Source organism: Aquimarina intermedia (assembly GCF_008124785.1).
Classification (GTDB): domain Bacteria; phylum Bacteroidota; class Bacteroidia; order Flavobacteriales; family Flavobacteriaceae; genus Aquimarina; species Aquimarina intermedia.
Genome location: NZ_VNHU01000003.1, coordinates 184,382 through 205,131, shown reverse-complemented (window position 1 = coordinate 205,131; position 20,750 = coordinate 184,382). Strand labels below are relative to the sequence as shown.

Below are 20,750 nucleotides of genomic sequence, written 5' to 3'. Positions count from 1 at the left end.
ATTACAACTATGTCGAGATCAATAGAATACTTTAATTACGGAGAAGATTTTTTAACAGCAAGTTTGGCACTTAGACTTGCTCGTGGAGAATGTAAAGGAAGGCTCACAGATACAACACGCCAAAAAATTAGAGCTAGTGCTCAAGTAGTAAAAAATATTGTCGAAAAAGGCGATGCGGTATACGGTATAAATACCGGCTTTGGTCCCTTATGTACAACCAAAATATCGAAAGATGAAACTAAAGTATTACAAACTAATATTCTACAAAGCCATAGTGTAGGTGTAGGAAACGTAATAGAAACGGAGATAGCTAAGTTAATGCTCATTTTAAAATTACACTCCTTATCAAAAGGATACTCCGGTATTGCTGAAGCCACATTAGATCGAATCTTATGGCATATTGATAATGATGTGACACCTATCGTACCCTCACAGGGTTCTGTAGGTGCATCGGGAGATTTAGCTCCGCTCTCCCATTTATTTTTGCCCTTGATTGGTCTGGGTAAGGTTATACACAAAGATGAGATTATTACGACTCGTGAACTTTTCACACTTCATCATTTAGAAAGTTTAGACTTGGGGCCTAAAGAAGGTTTGGCATTGATCAATGGAACTCAGTTTATAGCTGCGCATGCTGTAAAAGTCGTTGATAAATTGCAAAGTTGTCTCTCCCAAGCTGACATTATTGGCGCTATGATGATCGAAGGGTTACAGGGATCGGTAAAACCATTTTTTGAAGAGCTACATCAACTTCGTCCGTTTAAGGGAAACAAACACGTGGCCAAACGAATAAAGGCATTATTAGAAGGTTCTGAGATTATGGAGGCCCATAGTCAGTGTGATCGGGTACAAGATCCTTACTCGCTGCGATGCATCCCTCAAGTTCATGGAGCTTCTCGCAATGCCTGGCTTCATTTAAAAGAACTTTTGGAAGTAGAATTGAATTCAGTTACGGATAATCCTATAATAATTGACGAAGATCTAACTATTAGCGGAGGTAGTTTTCATGGTCAACCCCTAGCTATGGCGTTGGATTATGCATGCCTTGCGGCTTCTGAGGTTGGTAATATTTCAGATCGTAGAATTTATTTATCTTTAGAAGGTAACTCCCCCGGAGTTCCTAAATTACTGATGCATGATACGGGTATTAATTCAGGTTATATGATTCTGCAATATACCACCGCTGCCCTCGCCAGTGAGAATAAAGGGCTGTGTTTTCCCTCCAGTGCAGATAGTATCCCAACATCGTTGGGACAGGAGGATCATGTAAGTATGGGATCAATTAGTGGACGCAAAGCATTACAAGTATTAGAAAATGTTGAAAAAATATTAGCGATCGAATTGCTAACTGCCTCACAAGCATTCGATTTTAGAAAACCACTCAAGTCGGGTGTTCTTCTGGACGAAGTTCATAAAATGGTAAGATCTCATGTAAGCTTTGCTGCAAAGGACAGAGTTTTTTCTGATGATATCGAGATCGGAATTGAGTTGATTAAATCCCGTGCCATTATAAAAACAGTGGATGAAATGATTACAAAGAGTAAACATTCATTAGAAACAGAGTTTTCTGAACTCTTTGAAACCTATTAAATCTGATTTTATGAAGAATGATACACAATCGCACTCACCGTATCTATTTATTGGCCCCTTAACGCAATGTTTACCTATGACATCTTTGAACGTTAAAGGAGCATTGAAGGATGAGGACCTACCGATAATCTCAAATGCTGGAATTTTATGTCAAGACAATAAAATTAAAAAAATAGCAGAATATGAAGAGTTAAAATCAGAAGCATTAACACGCAATGCAAGATTTATAGTTCTGGAAGGTGATTATGTTTGCACGCCCGGTTTTATCGATGCACATACACATATATGTTTTGCAGGTTCAAGAGCTCGCGATTATGCTTTGAGAAATGCGGGTAAAACGTACCTTGAAATTGCCAAAGCCGGTGGCGGTATTTGGGATACCGTTACACAGACCAGAAAAGCTTCACTAAAAGAGTTAGTGGAACTTACTGCAGTACGTGCGAATACACTTTTACAATCCGGCATAACAACGGTCGAAGTCAAAAGTGGTTACGGGTTATCAATAAAAGAAGAATTGAAAATGTTAAGGGCTATTAACCAAGCTAATCAAAATACATTGGCTGATTTGATAAGTACCTGTTTGGCAGCTCATATGCTTCCCAAAGATTACGAAGGAACTGCAGAAGCCTATCTTGGCGAAATCAGTGCCGAACTATTTCCAATACTTATAAAAGAAGAGTTAACCCACCGTATTGATGCTTTTATTGAAGAAAGTGCTTTTTCTGAAACAACGATCAGGTCGTATTTTGAAAAAGCCAAAGCAATGGGTTTTGATATTACAGTTCATGCAGATCAGTTTACAACAGGAGGTAGTAAAGTTGCGGTTGAGTTTAAGGCACTGAGTGCAGATCATCTCGAAGCTAGTTCTGATGTAGAAATAAAATTGCTAGCAGCGAGTAATGTTATAGCTGTAGCCTTACCAGGCGCTTCACTAGGTTTAGGTTGTGACTTTACTCCTGCGCGCAAACTGCTTGACAAAGGAGGAGCATTGGCAATAGCCAGTGACTGGAATCCGGGATCTGCTCCCATGGGTGATCTTTTACTCCAGGCATGTGTATTAGGCACATTTGAAAAACTAACCAATGCAGAACTACTTGCCGGAATTACGTATCGTGCGGCGGCAGTATTAAATCTTGAGGATAGGGGTACTCTGGCACCTGACAATTTAGCTGATTTTAATCTTTTTCAGACAGATCATTTTAATGAGATTTTTTACCAACAAGGTAAACTAAAGCCCTCATTTGTTTTCAAAAACGGAGAACTGATACAGAACGATTCGTTAAAAACACATTTATAAAATTAGTAGCTAAGAATATATTTATGACTTTTAAAGATCAAATACTACAAGGAATTCCGGAGACCTTACCCGCTAAGCGGTCTCTTGATCCTGCTATAAGCCGCGCTCCCAAACGCAAACAAATTTTGTCCATAGATGAAAAAACACTTGCGTTACGCAATGCTTTGCGATACTTTCCTAAAGAATGGCATAGCGAATTAGCTCAGGAATTTAAGGTAGAGCTCGATGCGCTGGGACGCATTTATATGTATCGATTCATGCCAAACTATGAAATGTATGCGAGACCCATACAAGAGTATCCGGCAAAATCATTACAAGCAGCCGGTATTATGCTTATGATACAAAACAATCTGGACCCTGCAGTAGCTCAACATCCACTCGAATTGATTACATACGGCGGTAACGGAGCAGTTTTTCAGAACTGGGCGCAATATATATTGACCATGCAGTATCTGGCGACCATGAGTGATGAACAAACCTTACATATTTATTCGGGTCATCCTATGGGACTGTTTCCATCCTCTAAGGAAGCTCCCAGAGTAGTTGTTACTAATGGTATGATGATTCCCAACTATTCTCAACCTGATGATTGGGAAAAATATAATGCATTAGGTGTTACACAATACGGTCAAATGACCGCAGGTAGCTATATGTACATAGGTCCGCAAGGAATTGTTCATGGAACTACAATCACCGTGATGAATGCTTTTAGAAAAACATTACCCGCCAACGAATCGGCAGCGGGTAAACTATTTTTGACCGCTGGGTTGGGCGGAATGAGTGGTGCACAACCCAAAGCTGGAAATATTGCCGGTTGTATCACCGTCTGCGCGGAAGTGAATCCCGAAGCTGCTCAAAAACGATATGATCAAGGATGGGTTGACGAAATTTTAAGTGATCTTAATGAACTGGTCGTTCGGGTACAACTGGCAATACAACAAAAAGAAACCGTGTCTATTGCGTTTCAAGGGAATGTTGTGGATGTTTGGGAAATTTTTGGTAGAGAAGCCATTCCGGTAACCTTGGGATCAGACCAAACATCGCTTCACAATCCGTGGTCTGGTGGTTATTATCCTGTTGGTATTAGCTATGAGGAAGCAAATGAACTTATAAGTAAGGAACCCGAACGATTCAAAGAGCTGGTAAAGACCTCCCTGCAAAGACATGCTGAAGCCATTAATAAACACACAGCTAAAGGAACCTATTTCTTTGATTATGGAAATGCTTTTTTGTTAGAAGCATCACGTGCAGGGGCCGATGTAATGCATGAGAATGGAATTGATTTCAAATACTCATCCTATGTGCAGGATATCTTAGGTCCGATGTGTTTTGATTATGGATTTGGTCCCTTTCGCTGGGTATGTACCTCTGGAGATGTAAAAGATCTCGATAATACCGATCAAATTGCGATGAAGGTGTTACAAGATATAAAAACCACTGCTCCTCCTGAAATACAGCAGCAACTACAAGATAATATCACCTGGATCAAAGAAGCCAAAGCTAATAAATTAGTGGTAGGCTCTCAAGCTAGAATTTTATATGCAGATGCAGAGGGACGCGCCAAAATTGCTGACGCTTTCAACGATGCCATCGCATCAGGAAAATTGTCAGGGCCTATTGTATTAGGAAGAGACCACCATGACGTGAGTGGTACGGATTCTCCTTATCGTGAAACCAGCAATATTTATGATGGCAGTAAATTTACCGCAGATATGGCGATTCACAATGTTATCGGAGATAGCTTTAGAGGTGCTACATGGGTATCTATTCATAATGGTGGCGGTGTTGGCTGGGGCGAAGTGATCAATGGTGGATTTGGTTTATTATTAGATGGTTCTGTTGAAGCTTCTAAAAAATTAAAGAACATGCTTTTTTATGATGTAAACAATGGTATCGCTCGAAGAAGTTGGGCAAGAAATGAAGAAGCCTTGTTCGCTATACGTCGCGAAATGGAAAGAACACCTAATTTGAAAGTAACATTACCTAATCTTGTATCTGACGAAATTTTAAAAACAATCTCCTAATGACAGAAAAAATAGCAACTTCTTTTTCTAACTACCTACAATCGGACGCAAGCATTTACAGTGGTAGACGGTCTAGGGAGCAACAGTATCTACATGAAAAAATTCATTGTCTGGATTTGAGAAAAGATATAGTATTGGAAACTCCTAAGGAGATAAAAAAGTATGCTTTGGCAGGATATCTTTGTGATGAGGGAGTGCGTCGAAATTTAGGACGGGTTGGAGCAGCTAATGGATCACAGGTTGTCAGAAAGGTATTTGGGTCTATGGCCAATCATTTGCAGGAAAACACACACCTCCTGGATATAGGAAGTATACGATGTACTAATCAGAACTTGGAGCAGGCTCAGGATGAAATGGCTACCCTTATCTTTCAGCTGCATAAACACAACATCTTTCCCATAATCATTGGTGGAGGTCATGATCTGAGTTTTGCGCATTTTCGGGGCATTAAGGAATGCTATCCTGATAAAAAAATTGGAATCATCAATTTTGACGCACATTTTGATCTGAGAAACCTGCAAACCGTAGGAAATTCAGGAACGCCGTTCAATCAAATAGCAAAGCGCTTTAAGACTATAGATTATCTCTGTTTAGGGATCAATCGTGCAGCTAATATTCCGCAGCTATTTCAAATAGCTACTGAATTAGAAGTACAATATATTGAAGATTACGAGTTTACAATTTATAACTATGAGGCAATTAAAAGAATGCTTGATCGCTTTATAAATTCGGTCGATTACGTATATGTAACTATTGATATGGATGGCTTCTCAGCTGCGTATGCTCCAGGCGTAAGTGCCCCATCAGCAATAGGATTTAGTGTCGATATTGTATTGAGGGTTCTAAAAGATATTTGTGTATCCAAAAAGCTTATAAGTGCAGATATTGTAGAATTTAATCCCCTCTTTGATATTGATAATCGTACTGCGAAGCTGGTTTCACAATTGGCATATTTTATTATATCCCAGTCAGAGAAAGCGTAATTTCATAGTTCAATAATTAAAAGTTGATTCGTTCTGCTACGGTCAGAATTGCAGAAGTCATATACTCAATTCCGATTGCTATTACTATAAAACCAATAATTCTGGACAATGCATTAATTCCGGATGCACCTAACATCCGTACTATGAATTGAGAACTTCGTAGAACTCCGTAAATACTAATTGTTGTGACGACAATAGCGCATAAAATCCAAATGATATCAGTCATAGCATCATACTCCTGTCTATAAGATATCAGTAACGATATGGTTCCGGGTCCTGCTAACATAGGAATTGCGAGGGGTGTAAGCGATATTTCATCTCTGGTTTTCAAATCTTTCTTCACTCCGGACTTTTTCATTCCCTTATGTTCACTAAACTTACCGGTTAAGAGCGCAAACCCAGAAGAGGCAATTATTAAGCCTCCTGCAATTTTTAAAGATTCAAGTGTTATCCCGAATAATACCAAAATATAACTTCCCGCAAAAAATGATACTATCAGAATTAGTAAAACATTGAAACAAGTTGCTAGTGCAATTTTGGCATTTTCTTTTTTAGTATTATCATCAGTTAAACCAATAAAAACAGGTACGGTACCTAAGGGATTCATAATTGTAATAAGCGCACCGAATGTTATCAAAAATAAGTTCATTTTTTTTTGGACAAAGATGCGCCTAGTCATGACATTCATTCATTAAGGCAGCATTAAGTATATGCTAATAGAATGTAAACTAGACCTAAAAAACAAACCCCTTAAATTAACATTTAAGAGGTTTTATATTTTTATAAATAATCAAACTAAGAGTTGGCGTAGGCAACCGCTTCAGCAATTGGTGTATCTCCTTCCAAAATCTCAAATGTCATATTATTAGCACGATCATTTTCCAACGCATTAATCAATGTTTTTGCGACATCAGAACGAGGAATTTCGCCCATCTTGTCCAGGTGTGCATCCAATATAATAGCGTCATTTCCTCCTTCATTATTAAGAGATCCTGGTCGAACAATTGTATAATTTAGTCCGCTTTCTCTTAAATGCACATCAGCATTATGTTTAGCCTTAAGGTATTCCTGTAAATCTTCAGATTTCTCTGGTGCATCTGCTCCCATTGAGCTCAGCATTACAAATTTTTTAATGTCAGATTTTTTTGATGCATCTATTAATCGCTTAGCTCCCTCTTGATCAACTTCTACTACCTTTTTACCCCCGGATCCGGCGGCAAAAATAACTTTATCTATACCTTTGGTTGTATGAGATACATCTTTCTCTAAATCACCTAGAATCGTTTGCACGCCTTGTGCTTCAAAGTCCTTCTTTTGTTCTTCTTTACGAACCATCGCTACCGGCTCATAGTTTGAATTATTTTTTAAGAACTCCACAATTTGTTTTCCCGTAGTTCCATTCGCTCCTGCAATTAATATCTTTTCCATAATTTTTTCTTTTTTAAAAAGATACTTCGCTTTTAGCATGAAATCAAATATAAATCAGGGTTTAACCAACTATTAATATGAGCTTAAGAGGATTTAAGAAATAATAGATGGATCTACCTTACCTCATAAAATTTGAAGGTTTCAAAGAAACTATAATTTCATACAGGTTTATAGATAAAAAAACCGATTAGTATAATAATACTAATCGGTCATAAATCGCAGGTCATGATACCTTATTCAGTTCGAATAATTTTAGCTCCTATAGCTCTCAGGCGTTCATCAATATTTTCATAACCCCTGTCAATCTGTTCAATATTGTGAATAACTGAAGTTCCTTTTGCACCCAATGCAGCGATCAACAAAGAAATTCCCGCTCTGATATCAGGAGACACCATGGTAGTCGCTTTAAGAATTGATTCAAAATTATGTCCTATAATAGTAGCTCTATGTGGATCACACAAAATTATTTTGGCACCCATGTCGATAAGTTTATCTACAAAGAACAGTCTGCTTTCAAACATTTTTTGGTGTACCATTACTTCTCCTTTTGCTTGCGTTGCAACCACTAATACGATACTCAACAGATCAGGAGTAAACCCGGGCCAAGGCGCATCAGAGATGGTCATAAACGATCCATCAATAAAGCTTTCAATTTGGTAACCCTCAGTATGTGCTGGAATATGAATATCATCATTAACTTTATTAAGCGTAATTCCAAGTTTTCTGAATGTATCCGGAATTTGACCTAAGTTTTCCCAGCTTACATTTTTAATAGTAATCTCACTACGCGTCATAGCGGCTAAACCTATCCATGATCCAATTTCGATCATATCAGGCAGTACCCTATGTTCACAGCCATTTAATGTTGTTACACCTTCAATTGTAAGCATATTTGATCCAATACCGGAAATTTTAGCTCCCATAGCATTCAGCATCTTACACAATTGCTGAAGATAAGGCTCACAAGCGGCGTTATAGATAGTTGTTGTACCTTCGGCAAGGGACGCAGCCATAACAATATTAGCTGTACCGGTTACCGAAGCTTCATCAAGCAGCATATAGCTACCTTTTAAACCTTTTGGAGCTTCTACTCCATAAAAACGTTCTTCGCGGTTGTATCTAAATTTGGCTCCTAGCTTTATAAAACCTTCAAAATGTGTATCTAGTCTCCGACGTCCAATTTTATCACCACCGGGTCTTGGTATATACCCTTTACCAAATCGTCCTAACAAAGGACCAACGATCATAATAGATCCCCTAAGGCCACTCCCCTCTTTTTTGAACTGTTCGCTCTCAAGATAGTCTAAGTTAAGTTCATCACTTATAAACGAGAACTTACCCTTACCTAATTTTTGAATTTTTACGCCAAGATTACCAAGAATCTCAATCAATTTATTGACGTCTCGTATATCTGGTATATTAGAAATGGTAACCTTATCGGGGGTTAGCAGTACTGCACAAAGAATTTGTAGTGCTTCGTTCTTTGCTCCTTGTGGTGTAATTTCACCTTTAAGTTTATGTCCTCCTTCTATTTGAAATGTGCTCATATTCTATAAATGGGGTAAGTATTAGTAGCGTTTTTTGCGTCCGCGAAAATTATTTGTCTTTTTATTCGTGTATTTTTTCTTTCCTCTTAATAAATCAGAAGGTGTACTTAAATCCTCGTTACTTCCTTTTAAATTAATTTTTCCACCACTTAATTCATACAGGTGTGAAAAAATTGCTTTGTCCTCTACTGTATCTCTATTCCAATTGAGATAACATTTTTTCATGTGATTCGCTATCGTAAGGATCAAGCCATCTTTAAGATCACCGTCTTCCCAACTATTTGCCACATCGATCATTCTTTTAATATTATTTCCGTAGAAACGATATTTAGGAAAATTTTGCGGATACTCAAGAGGTTCAGGACGTTCTTCAAGTTTTTCTTTGGTCAATGGTGGATATGGTGAATCTACATCCAAATTGAAATCACTCATAATAAAAAGTTGATCCCAAAGTTTATGCTGAAAATCAGGCACGTCTCTTAAGTGAGGTTGTAAATTACCCATAACATCGATGATGGATTTGGCAACCTTATTTCGTTCCTCTTTATCTTCTATAGTCATAGCATGATTTACCATTTTTTGTAAATGACGACCATACTCGGGAATGATGAGCTTTTCTCGCTCAGTATTGTATTCTAAATTGTTGATTTCCATAAATAGTTTATGTATGTATCACATTGCACTCTCAAACGTACTCTCTTTTGAAGAAATTAAATATACGTGGTAATTAGTGTAATTTAATCTATAAGCGATGTGATGGATATATTGTTGTGCTTATTTTGTCGCAAAATACTAAAATAATATAAGTGTACGTAGTTTATAGCAAGTATTTAGCCCATATTAAAAAATAAATAATAAAAAGAACCTAAAGTCTATAATGATATTACACCTTCTACATTTTTAGCCACTTCTTGATACTTTGCTATAACATGATCCGGATTTTTCATTCTCAAATTTATTGACACACTGGTGTACTTGCCGTTTTTAGATACTTTCTTATTTATAACAGCTCCCATATTATCAAAAATACCTTCAATTTTATTTATTTTTTCTGCTTCTGTAGGTACTATAAATTTGTAAAGGTATGCACTTGGCCAAAGGGCTGTTTCGGCTAACTGCTTCTTTAATTTCTTATAAAACTCTTCACTTCCGTCAGGATTACTCATCTATGCAAATTTTTGTCAAAGATACATGGTATCCAGCACTATTAAAAAAAATTAAATTACTTAATCCTATAGATTTACGCAATATTTTCATATTCTGTCAAATATTACGAAATTTGCATTAAAATTTTCCCATTGACAAAACAAAAAATTGTTATTACCGGAGGACCTTCTACCGGAAAAACTACCGTTATCGATTATTTGGACAGTATTGGAGAAGTATGTCTTCATGAGATATCACGTGCTGTTACCTTAAAGGCGCAGGAAGAAGGAATCACTCAATTATTTCTTGAGAATCCCACTTTATTTAGTCAACTATTATTAGATGGCCGCATCAAGCAATTTCATGAAGCGACTGATATAAAGCACTCCAGAATCTTTTTGGATAGAGGTATTCCTGATGTGATTGCGTATATGAATTACAGTAACACTAATAATCCGGATAACTTTCTTGAAGCGTGTGCCACACATCGGTATGATTATGTTTTCTTACTACCCCCGTGGAAAGAGATTCATGTGACGGATAATGAACGTTATGAAGATTTTGAACAAGCACAAAAAATTCATGAGTGCTTAGAGAAAACCTATACAGAACTTGGATATGCTTGTATTGAGGTGCCGTTTGGTACTATTGAGGAACGTTCAACTTTTATTCTTGAACAACTCGACTAAACTATATAATGAGTAGCGCACTACAAATATTACATAAATACTGGAAACACGAGAGTTTCAAACCAAGTCAGGAGCAGGTCATCACCTCTCTCGCCGATGGAAACGACACCTTGGCACTACTTCCTACCGGTGGTGGAAAATCTATCTGTTTTCAGGTTCCTGCACTTATGCAGGAAGGTATTTGTATTGTGATTTCACCACTAATAGCACTTATGCAGGATCAGGTTAGAAATCTAAATGATCGTGGTATTAAAGCACTTGCGTTACCTAGTGGTATTTCATATAAAGATTTGGATACTTTACTCGATAACTGTATCTATGGCAATTATCGTTTTTTATATCTGTCCCCAGAAAGACTATTGCAAGACCTTGTTCAAGAACGTATCAAAAGAATGAAAGTCAATTATGTCGCGGTAGATGAAGCGCATTGTATCTCACAATGGGGTAATGATTTTAGACCCTCTTACAAGAAAATTAAAATTCTAAGACAAATACATCCTACCGTTCCTATCATCGCCTTAACTGCTTCGGCAACGCCAAAAGTTATTGAGGATATTAAAATGGAACTGGAGCTTTTTCAGCCAAATATTTATAAAGCTTCCTTTTATCGCAATAATTTAGGATATTGGACGATTAAAGCTACAGATAAGCGCTATCAACTCTTGCGTATTTTAAAGAAGTATGAAGGAAGCTCTATCCTATATGTCCGTAATCGAAAGACTGCAGTTGAACTTACCGAATTTTTAAAAGCATCTCATATAAAAGCCGAGTACTATCACGGCGGAGTTGACAGCAAATTGAAAACCGAACGTTTTAACAGCTGGATGCAAGATAAGACACGTGTGATGGTCGCTACCAATGCTTTTGGAATGGGAATAGACAAACCAGATGTAAGGACTGTCATTCACTACCATATTCCAGAAAGTATAGAAAGTTATTTTCAGGAAGCAGGACGAGGGGGTCGTGATGATAAACAAGCGCTTGCATTTTTATTACATAATGAAAATGATAGTATTCGACTGGACAATCAATTCATAAAAGTACTTCCTGACAGTGCATATGTGCAGTTTGTATATAGAAAATTATCCAATTATTTTCAGATATCCTATGGTGAAGGTGAACAGTCTATACATGATTTTAATTTTAATACATTTTGTAAAACCTATAATCTCAATACGACTATAACGTATAATGCCTTATTACTGCTAGACCGATGCAGTGTTATAAGTTTTGTGCAACGCTTTTCCAAAAAGAGCGCAATACACATCACCTCTACCCAAAACCAATTACTAAATTACAGTGCGGACCAAAAAGTTACCTCTTTAATTATAAAAGGTATCTTACGAACTTATGGGGGTATTTTTGATGATGAAACTCCGATTAATATTCCTCTGTTAGCTTCAAAGCTAGCCATGGATGAAACGCTCATAATCAACACACTTACTACCTTGCAAGATGAAGGCCTTCTTACCTTTACCTACGCACAATCGGATGCAGAAATTATATTTTTAGTTCCCAGAGAAGATGAGCTGACTATAAATCGTATCAGACATCATATTAAAGAGTATACGCAATCAAAAGTCGAAAAGGTAGCCGCTATGGTGTCTTTTATAAAGAATACATCGCAATGTCGCAGTCAACAATTACTGGAGTATTTTGGAGAAAAAAAACCAGATGAGTGCGAAATTTGCAGTTATTGTTACACAAATCAACAAAATAAAACATCGTTTGATACTAAAGCAATTCAGCATCAAATTGTGGTGTTACTAAAGAATAAAAATCAATCATCAAGAACGCTGGTTGAGCAATTAGCGTATCCTGAAACGGTGGTTCTAGAAATTATTAAAGAAATGAACATTCACGGTGTGATCAAAATCAATCCCGATAACACCTATCAACTTACAACTATATGAACGCATTAAAAATTTTATTTATGGGTACCCCCGACTTTGCTGTCGAAACCCTTAAGATGATTCTACAGAACAAGTACGAAGTCGTTGGGGTTATTACCGCACCTGATAAACCGGCAGGTAGAGGTCGTAAGTTGCAAATGTCTACCGTTAAAACGTATGCGCTTACTCAAAATCTACCTATACTACAGCCTACAAATCTAAAGGACGAAGCCTTTGTAGCTGAAGTAAAAGCACTTAGTGCTAACCTTAACATCGTTGTGGCGTTTAGAATGTTGCCAAAAGTAATATGGAACATGCCTAAGCACGGAACTTTTAATTTGCATGCATCTTTACTTCCCGCATATCGTGGTGCTGCACCTATTAATTGGGCATTAATAAATGGAGAAGAAAAAACCGGAGTAACGACCTTCTTTATTGATGAAAAGATAGATACAGGAGCGATAATTCTACAAAAAGAGGTGCTTATAGATAAAAATGACAATGCAGGAATGCTTCATGATAAACTGATGGTGATCGGAGCTGGTTTAGTGATTGACACCTTACAACTTATCGCAAAGGAAAAGGTAGATCTGACCTACCAACCTAACGATCCGGAAGTTAAGACTGCCTATAAGTTAAATAAAGAAAACACCAAGATCGATTGGAATGCCAAAGGAAAGACAATTTACAACTTAGTACGTGGTCTCAATCCATATCCCACTGCCTGGAGTAATTTATATAATAAAGGACAGTTACAAATGATTAAAATATATGATACAGAATTTATTGAGGAAACTCATACCCTTGAAAACGGAATTTTGATTGTCGAAGAATCTACTTTAAAGGTAGCTGTATCTGATGGTTTTATTAAACTGTTGAGAATACAATTACCCGGTAAGCGAGCTATGGACACGGTTTCGCTTCTTAATGGTTATAAATTTGATAGCGATGCGCGACTGAGTTAAGCTTGAAGGATTCATGAAAATCAAGAAATTCCAAAAAAAACAGTGATGTTTATTAACAATCCTTTATAGTTATTAACAAAAGCCCGTATTTACTGGGCTAATCCTTGCACGAATCATAAATCCGTATAAATTTGTAGAGCGTTTAACATAAAATTGGTTTAACCAACAATTAATTTAAAAACAGAATTATGAACAAAACAGAATTAATCGATGCAATGGCAGCTGATGCTGGAATCACTAAAGCAGCAGCAAAAAAAGCCCTAGAGTCTTTCTTAGGTAATGTAGAAGGATCTCTTAAAAAAGGGAATCGTGTTTCATTGGTAGGATTTGGTTCTTGGTCAGTTTCTAAAAGAGCTGCAAGAGAAGGTAGAAACCCACAAACTGGTAAAACTATCAAAATCGCTGCTAAAAACGTTGTGAAGTTTAAAGCTGGTGCAGATTTGCAAAATTCAGTAAACTAAAACTAATTAGTTTTCTATAGTAAAAGCTCTCAACAATGAGAGCTTTTTTTATTATCAAAACCTATTATGAATTATTAGAATGCTATTTGATACGATTCCTCATTAATTCAATATATAAAAAGACGAAGTGAGGTAATACAACAAAATTGATTAACTACTTTGATTATTTAAAATTATTATTTAGCTTTAGTATAAACAAAACTTATACATGATATCACTACAACCCTCAAAAGGACATTTACTCATTGCCGAGCCTTCTATCATAGGAGATATGTCATTTAATAGGTCTGTAGTATTGCTTGCAGATCATACAGAGCAAGGCTCTATTGGTTTTATTATGAATAAGCCATTAGAGTATCTTCTATCTGATTTAGTTCCAGAAATTGAAAAAGAATTTACTATTTACAATGGTGGTCCTGTAGAACAGGATAACTTATATTTTATCCATAAAGTACCTGAGTTAATCCCTAATAGTGTAGAAATCTCCAATGGTATCTACTGGGGAGGAGATTTCAGCAGCGTACCGGAGCTTATTCTTCAGCAAAAAATTACTCCCAGCGAAATTCGTTTTTTTCTGGGGTATTCAGGTTGGGATTCTCAACAACTGGATGAGGAATTAAAGGCTAATTCTTGGGTTATAGTTAAGAATACTTACGAAAAAAATATCATTAGCAAAGCGTATGATACTTTCTGGAAAGAAAAAATGATCGAACTTGGCGGTGATTATATGTTATGGTCAAATGCCCCCGAGAATCCAGCGTACAATTAATTACCTAATCTAATCTGGGCATTTAAAATTCCCAAAAGCCTTTTGCTTACCTGATTTTTATATTTCTTTTTCTTAAACTTAGTAATTGGCTGAATTCCTACAATAACGTTCGTAAAAAATAACTCGTCCGCCTTTTGTAGCTCAAAAGGTGAAACAGAACTTTCTTCCACTTCATACTCAGGAAATTTCTCTAAAATCCTTAGTAACTGTGTACGCAAAACCCCCTGTAGACAACCGTCTGATAAAGGTGGTGTTTTTATCTTGTTATCCTTGACCAAAAACAAATTCCCGTTTGTAGCTTCGAGTACCATCTTATTAGTATTCAACAAAATACAGTTATCAAAACCATTTTCTTGCGCAAAAATTCCGCCCAGAATATTAGGTAATTTACTATTTGATTTTAAGGTTGACAACAGATCATTTGCGATGTAATAATCTTTGAACAATGTTACTTCGTATGGAGCTTCGCTAATGGTATAAAACGGTGACTTTTCAAGTGATTTAACGGAAATTGTATATCCTACTTCTCTAGAATCCGGTGTATACAGGCCTCCGCTCACGCGATGTACAATAATTTTAGCACGCACTACCTGATCCTTCAGCTTATTTACTTTAATAAGGGATTGAATTTCCTGCTCTAAAAACTCCTGAGTAAAATTCATCGGAATCTGCATACGCAGCATTCGCATACTGGCCATCATCCTGAAATAATGATCTTCCCAAAATAAAAGGGTTCCTTGATTAATACGAACAGTTTCAAAAATGGCATCCCCATACGCATACCCTCTATTATCAACTTTTAGTACTGCTTGATCTTCACTCACGTGAACTCCGTTACTATTAATCATAAAAAAAGCCCTTTTCAAAATTTATTTAAAAAGGGCAAATATAAGATATTCTATCAGGAATTATGCCGAACCTAAAACCTGTTTTAGATTACTAATCATATTATCCCATAACATTTTGCCTTCTTCAATTTCATCTTCCTCAGAAAAGTCAGTAATCATTAAAGAAACATCCTTTGTGATTTCATCAACCTGAATTCTAATTTCGAAAAAATAATCATCTCCTTCTTCCTCATCTGCCAGCCATCTAAATTTTATTCGTTCTCCGCTCTTTTTACTTAATAATTTAGCTTCCTCTTCAGAGTCATCCCAAATAAAAGTAAAAGCTTCACCTCTTGAATTTACATTATCTGCAAACCACTCTGAGAGTCCGGAAGGTGTTGATATATATTGATATAGTAATTGCGGAGAAGATTGAACCACAAATTCGAGTTCGTATTTTATTTTTTCTGACATTCTAATAGTTGTTAGCAAGCCAATATATAGATTAATTACGGACTTTAAAAGGACAATGAAAAAAAAATTAAATCTCTTATTTTATTTGCAGCAATCTAATTTGTTTCTATATTTGCACCCGCATTTGAGGCATTACTCAGATGTTTTAGTTTGGCGAGGTAGCTCAGTTGGTTAGAGCGTCGGATTCATAACCCGGAGGTCGGGGGATCGTGCCCCCCTCTCGCTACATAATTTAAGTAAAAGTCGAGACTTAGTTCTCGACTTTTTTTGTTGTATTTATATTCGGTTTCTAAGTTATTGAATTATAATTAGCGATTAGTAAAATAACAGTCTTTATAATTGAATAATTGTATTCGGCCGATGATTTTATCTCCTTACAATATAAAAATAAAAGCTATCCAATTCTAAAATGATGGCATAACTGGACGTTATCTCAAACCTTTCATGTTATATATCCTGCGACTTCGGCCAGATTTCAGGCTATATGTACCTTAAAAATACGATCTAGTATTGTGGTCATTAGTTATTGTAAATAGAACTATGATTTTGAGCTTGTAAAGACCAACTGAGACTATAGTAACTAAAGTTCTAAAATTGTATTCTTATAAACCTTACAACAGAATACATGCTTATATTAGTATCAAAATATTTTTGTATTTTTAGTAAGTGTCCCGTACATCTTACCACGCACTTATATACTTACTTGTTCACTCCTTCTGTACGTAGCTTAATCTTTACCGCAACTAAAATCTCGAGCCATGAAAATTGATGATATCCATGAATTTATTGAATACTATTCTAAGATAAAGAAGAGGACCCAACGCCTGTTTGACTACATTCCCGAAGACAAACTGGAATGGAGGTATAGAAAAGGTGCATTTACCATAGGAGATCAGATTAGACATCTTGCCAATATTGAACGATTCATGTATGCAGAAACTGTACAACGCAAAAAGAGCAAATATGCGGGCTGCGGAATTACCTATGCTGCCGGTTTGGAAAATGTAATTGAGTATTATAATAAAAAGCATATAGAATCTTTACAGATTTTTAAAACACTTAGTAACGAAGATTTATTTAAGAAATGTACCACCCCCGCGAACATAGACATAACCATCTGGAAATGGCTTAGAGCAATGGTAGAACATGAAGTTCATCATAGAGCACAACTATATATGTATCTGTCACTACTGGAAATCAAAACGCCTCCTTTGTTTGGATTATCCTCAGAAGAAGTTAGTATGAAAAGCGAAAAATAACTAATAGAAACAACCAACATACATGCTTTTTAGTTTAGCACCATGATCTATGGCTTACAGTAAGTTCTATTTTGCATAATTTTTTTTAAATTAAAAAACTAAAAGTGTAACAATTTAAAAATCGAGGCATCCTTATATTAGATATAACTTATAAGATCCAACAACACGTTTCAAAATCAACTTAATTTTCGATCAATAGGATTAACTCAAAAAACGAGTATATCCCTTATTCTATGTATCGCTTTATTGCTTTGCGCAAAGTATACTACTGCTCAATCTAAAGTGATTAAGGTGCAGTCTTTTGATAAAGTTGTGGTCAGTCCGCATATAGAAGTTACGTTTAAAGAAGGAGACAAAGAATCTGTTAGCGTTGAGTCTATAACTGTGCCTAGGGAAAAACTAAATATAGAGGTTAAAAATAATACGCTGAAAATATACCTGGACGGAGCAAAAATAACCGCAGATAAAAAGAAACAGAACAAGTATAACTACAGAAAAAGTGAATCTATCTATAAAGGAACGATTGTAAAAGCAGTTGTTACCTATAAAAATATTAATGCGTTGGATTTAAGAGGCGAAGAAAAGTTTGTTTTCGCAAACACTCTGGACACAGAAAAGTTAGTTTTAAATATATATGGTGAATCTCAGGTGTATATCAAAGAGGTGGATCTAGAAAGTTTGTTTGTGTCTATTTACGGTGAAAGCTATCTGGATATACAAAAAGGTACTATTGAGCGTCAAAAATTTACCGCTTATGGTGAAAGTAAGATCAATGCATCAAACGTAGTTAGTTCAGAAACCACATTAACCGCCTATGGAGATGGCTCTTTTCAACTCAATGTATCAAAAAAGCTTAAAATCACCTCGTATGGAGAGGCAACAATAACGTATGCTGGCAGTCCGGAGCTAAACAAGGGAATCGTTATCGGCGAAAGCACAATTACCAAGGTTGATTTTTGATCTCCATCCTCATAGTCAGTTTTAAATAAAAAGTCGAGCCTCATAGCTCGACTTTTCATATAGACAATTAAATACTTAAATATATAAAAATTGATTCGCAGATTGTAAGAACAAATAAGTCGTGTTATTAATTAAGACAAGAATTACCTATCAAATCAAATTCGTTAGGATCATTAGTACTGTCAATTTGAATACAATTCAGGTTACTTGAGTAAATGGTGTTTCTGTAAACAGTTATAGCAGTACTTGCACCTTCAAAATCAAGACCAGCCTGAGTATCGCTTAAAGTAATTGAATTGTCCAAAAACTTCGACTTATTTAAATTAATACTTCGTATCCGTGATTGCATTGTATTTCTATCTATGATAACGCCAGAGCTATTCGATATTTCAGATTTGTTTGAAGAATTTGTATTATTATTTGTAATGTGAAAAGTGTTGTTCTCCTCACCTACAGCACTATTCACTTGTACCACTATGAAGGCACTAGAAGATGTCTCAATGGTACTATTATATATCCCTACATCTTTTAGTGATGCGGTATGAATAAAAACTCCAACGCTACCTGCTACTGTACTACGAATTGTATTTGCATAAATATTTGAATCTTTAGTCTCGTCAGGTATAAAAATACCATTATCTACAAAATCCAATATTTGATTTAGAAATACCCTGTTTTGTCTACCATATAATGTAATACCTGTTGCAAATCCTGAAACCGTATTTCGAGAAATTTCATTATTGTAAGATGTTACTATATTTCCCGGCTTGCCTCCTCCTATTCCAGTACTTCCACTACTTTCAGGAGTAGCTGTAATCGTATTATTAATAATTTTAGATCCTATTGAGTATCTATAGTCTATACCATTTTCAACTAAATTATTATCAATAGTTACATAGTCTCCTATAACTACTGCAAAACTTCTCCCGGCACTACCCTTCTCAATATTATTGGATATTGTAATATTGTACGCCTTCTCATAAAATATTAATTCTCCTGTGGTTTCACTTCTTTCTCTATATGCCTCAACATCAATAGCGTATTTTGGCTTAGTTCCTTGTGATAAAGAAGTGTTTTTTCCTGCATTAAGAAATGTGTTTCCATCGATTAGCATATCGTAACCATCAGTGATAGAAAGGTTGTTTCGTCGGCTATTATCGAATAAACAATTAGTAACAGTAATATTTCTGGAGGGTTTGTAATCAGGAGAAAAAGTAAAATTTAAGCTATGAATATCCATTCCGTCACCGGTAGCATCATACATTTTTAAACCTGATACTAAGACATCGACCGCTGCATGAAGTTCAAGTAAATGACCCCATTCATGTGTACCCCCTGATGAATAATCGTGTGTGTCACGATCACCGTGAAGATTTCCTCCAAGTATAGAAACTTGAGAAGCATCGCGTATTGCTAACAATGAACATCGTTCTCTATCATTAGGAAAAACACGCAAATGTACTTGATCCGTCATTGACAATGTTAATCCCGATGGAATGTTTATGGCCTCTACAGAGGCATAAAAATTAGGTCCTTCTGTATGTTTACTTATTTCAAAAAAAGCATCCAATTGATTGATTTTTAATGTGTCACCTTGTAATTGTTTAACTAATTTTAAAACATGTTCTGTATTATCTCTATTTGCTAAAGCTTGATTGGAAGTAACTGTGCCTTCTAAAATATCCCATCTGGAAGCAACCAAATCAAATCCAGGTGATTTAAGTGAAACGGTGCCCTCAATAGATAAGGATAGATTAAGCAGTTTACCATCAATTGTTCCTCCATTATAAATAACGGTACCATTAATAATATCCCCTCCACCGAAATCTAAATTTACATTTTGTGCTAAATGGGCAGTTTGACCTCCTAGGTCCAACAGACAATCTACGACGTAAGAGGAATTTGCAGGAATAGTTTCGAGATCTATCGTACAAGGAGTTGTTGATCGTAAGTGTACGATAGTACTCTCATCTACCAAAGCTTCTTGTTTTGTTTTCTCTGAAATATCTGTTTTTTGACAGGCTACAAATGCTGTCAATAATAATATTAAATAAGCTGGTTGTAATTTCATAATTAGGTTTTTTAAGTTATTTTATAAAATTAATTTATTCATAAAAGAGGATAGAACACAACTGGTTAAACAATTCTTAATAATTGTTATTTTATTCATAATGATAATATAATCCTTCTATTCTATCGGTTAGTTCTTTTAAAATGCATCTACGCACTAATAGTAATTTTACTGTTATTTTATCTAGATTTTGTTTTAACTTATTCTTTTAAAAAAAATTAACAATTTCGGTTGACTAAAACATAATAATATCACTCCTGAAATTTTAAAGCATATGTAATTATCCATCCTGCTAACCCTCACCCTATCCAGTAATAGCAAACTGCATCACATGAGACCCATCAGAGCCTCCTGCTGGGGCATCTACC

Annotated in this window: 19 protein-coding genes and 1 tRNA gene; 12 read left to right on the top strand and 8 right to left on the bottom strand. The window is 35.9% G+C overall.

The window, feature by feature from the left end; genetic code table 11:
- Positions 1-9: 9 nt before the first annotated feature.
- The 4 genes from hutH to hutG are packed head-to-tail and all read left to right on the top strand — an operon-like array spanning position 10 to position 5,894.
- Positions 10-1,590, top strand: coding sequence for a histidine ammonia-lyase (gene hutH, locus BD809_RS06290; RefSeq protein ID WP_148782118.1), 1,581 nt, complete (start codon positions 10-12; stop codon positions 1,588-1,590).
- Between the two features lie 10 nt (positions 1,591-1,600).
- Positions 1,601-2,887: an imidazolonepropionase gene (gene hutI / locus BD809_RS06285; protein ID WP_148782117.1), complete on the top strand. Its 1,287-nt coding sequence runs from the start codon at positions 1,601-1,603 to the stop codon at positions 2,885-2,887.
- 23 nt (positions 2,888-2,910) lie between these two features.
- Positions 2,911-4,911, top strand: a complete 2,001-nt coding sequence (locus tag BD809_RS06280; protein ID WP_148782116.1) for a urocanate hydratase — start codon at positions 2,911-2,913, stop codon at positions 4,909-4,911.
- Entirely contained in the window at positions 4,911-5,894 is a 984-nt protein-coding gene (hutG, locus tag BD809_RS06275) for a formimidoylglutamase (protein WP_148782115.1), read from the top strand. The genes BD809_RS06280 and hutG overlap by 1 nt, the downstream gene beginning before the upstream one ends.
- Positions 5,895-5,910: 16 nt before the next feature.
- On the opposite strand, the gene BD809_RS06270 is transcribed toward hutG, so the two are convergent.
- From BD809_RS06270 to BD809_RS06250, 5 genes are all read right to left on the bottom strand, one after another.
- Positions 5,911-6,543 carry a MarC family NAAT transporter gene (locus tag BD809_RS06270; RefSeq protein WP_148782114.1) on the bottom strand — a complete coding sequence of 211 codons (633 nt, stop codon included), beginning with the start codon at positions 6,541-6,543 and terminating at the stop codon, positions 5,911-5,913.
- 146 nt (positions 6,544-6,689) lie between these two features.
- The gene (locus BD809_RS06265) at positions 6,690-7,322 is read right to left on the bottom strand and encodes an SDR family oxidoreductase (protein WP_148782113.1); all 633 of its coding nucleotides are present in this window, start codon (positions 7,320-7,322) and stop codon (positions 6,690-6,692) included.
- A 233-nt stretch (positions 7,323-7,555) separates the two neighbouring features.
- Complete coding sequence (gene murA / locus BD809_RS06260; protein WP_148782112.1) at positions 7,556-8,869, bottom strand: UDP-N-acetylglucosamine 1-carboxyvinyltransferase; 1,314 nt, start codon at positions 8,867-8,869, stop codon at positions 7,556-7,558.
- Between the two features lie 21 nt (positions 8,870-8,890).
- Complete coding sequence (locus BD809_RS06255) at positions 8,891-9,523, bottom strand: DUF4290 domain-containing protein (RefSeq protein ID WP_148782111.1); 633 nt, start codon at positions 9,521-9,523, stop codon at positions 8,891-8,893.
- A gap of 218 nt (positions 9,524-9,741) precedes the next feature.
- On the bottom strand, positions 9,742-10,035 hold the full coding sequence (locus BD809_RS06250) for a DUF493 family protein (RefSeq protein WP_148782110.1): 294 nt from the start codon (positions 10,033-10,035) through the stop codon (positions 9,742-9,744).
- A gap of 132 nt (positions 10,036-10,167) precedes the next feature.
- Here BD809_RS06250 and BD809_RS06245 point away from each other — a divergent pair, with 132 nt between their 5' ends.
- The 5 genes from BD809_RS06245 (at position 10,168) to BD809_RS06225 (ending at position 14,791) form a co-directional block, all read left to right on the top strand.
- Positions 10,168-10,704 carry an AAA family ATPase gene (locus tag BD809_RS06245; protein ID WP_148782109.1) on the top strand — a complete coding sequence of 179 codons (537 nt, stop codon included), beginning with the start codon at positions 10,168-10,170 and terminating at the stop codon, positions 10,702-10,704.
- Between the two features lie 8 nt (positions 10,705-10,712).
- Positions 10,713-12,617: a RecQ family ATP-dependent DNA helicase gene (locus BD809_RS06240; RefSeq protein WP_148782108.1), complete on the top strand. Its 1,905-nt coding sequence runs from the start codon at positions 10,713-10,715 to the stop codon at positions 12,615-12,617.
- Entirely contained in the window at positions 12,614-13,561 is a 948-nt protein-coding gene (gene fmt, locus BD809_RS06235; protein WP_148782107.1) for a methionyl-tRNA formyltransferase, read from the top strand. Before BD809_RS06240 ends, fmt begins: the two co-directional genes overlap by 4 nt.
- Before the next feature lie 188 nt (positions 13,562-13,749).
- Positions 13,750-14,022 (top strand): HU family DNA-binding protein, encoded by a 273-nt coding sequence (locus BD809_RS06230; RefSeq protein ID WP_148782106.1) that lies wholly within the window; start codon positions 13,750-13,752, stop codon positions 14,020-14,022.
- Positions 14,023-14,230: 208 nt separating this feature from the next.
- Positions 14,231-14,791: a YqgE/AlgH family protein gene (locus tag BD809_RS06225; RefSeq protein WP_148782105.1), complete on the top strand. Its 561-nt coding sequence runs from the start codon at positions 14,231-14,233 to the stop codon at positions 14,789-14,791.
- On the opposite strand, the gene BD809_RS06220 is transcribed toward BD809_RS06225, so the two are convergent.
- Both BD809_RS06220 and BD809_RS06215 read right to left on the bottom strand, forming a co-directional pair.
- A complete protein-coding gene (locus BD809_RS06220) occupies positions 14,788-15,639 on the bottom strand; it encodes an aminotransferase class IV (protein ID WP_148782104.1) in 852 nt (283 codons plus the stop codon). The genes BD809_RS06225 and BD809_RS06220 overlap by 4 nt on opposite strands.
- Positions 15,640-15,699: 60 nt before the next feature.
- The gene (locus tag BD809_RS06215) at positions 15,700-16,092 is read right to left on the bottom strand and encodes an START-like domain-containing protein (protein ID WP_148782103.1); all 393 of its coding nucleotides are present in this window, start codon (positions 16,090-16,092) and stop codon (positions 15,700-15,702) included.
- A 152-nt stretch (positions 16,093-16,244) separates the two neighbouring features.
- Here BD809_RS06215 and BD809_RS06210 point away from each other — a divergent pair.
- The 3 genes from BD809_RS06210 (at position 16,245) to BD809_RS06200 (ending at position 18,311) form a co-directional block, all read left to right on the top strand.
- Positions 16,245-16,318, top strand: a tRNA-Met gene (locus tag BD809_RS06210).
- 532 nt (positions 16,319-16,850) lie between these two features.
- Positions 16,851-17,351 carry a DinB family protein gene (locus BD809_RS06205; RefSeq protein ID WP_148782102.1) on the top strand — a complete coding sequence of 167 codons (501 nt, stop codon included), beginning with the start codon at positions 16,851-16,853 and terminating at the stop codon, positions 17,349-17,351.
- Positions 17,352-17,642: 291 nt separating this feature from the next.
- Complete coding sequence (locus BD809_RS06200) at positions 17,643-18,311, top strand: head GIN domain-containing protein (protein ID WP_246131444.1); 669 nt, start codon at positions 17,643-17,645, stop codon at positions 18,309-18,311.
- A 127-nt stretch (positions 18,312-18,438) separates the two neighbouring features.
- Here the strand turns inward: BD809_RS06200 and BD809_RS06195 are convergent, their stop codons facing one another.
- Complete coding sequence (locus BD809_RS06195) at positions 18,439-20,382, bottom strand: right-handed parallel beta-helix repeat-containing protein (RefSeq protein ID WP_148782100.1); 1,944 nt, start codon at positions 20,380-20,382, stop codon at positions 18,439-18,441.
- Between the last annotated feature and the right edge of the window lie 368 nt (positions 20,383-20,750).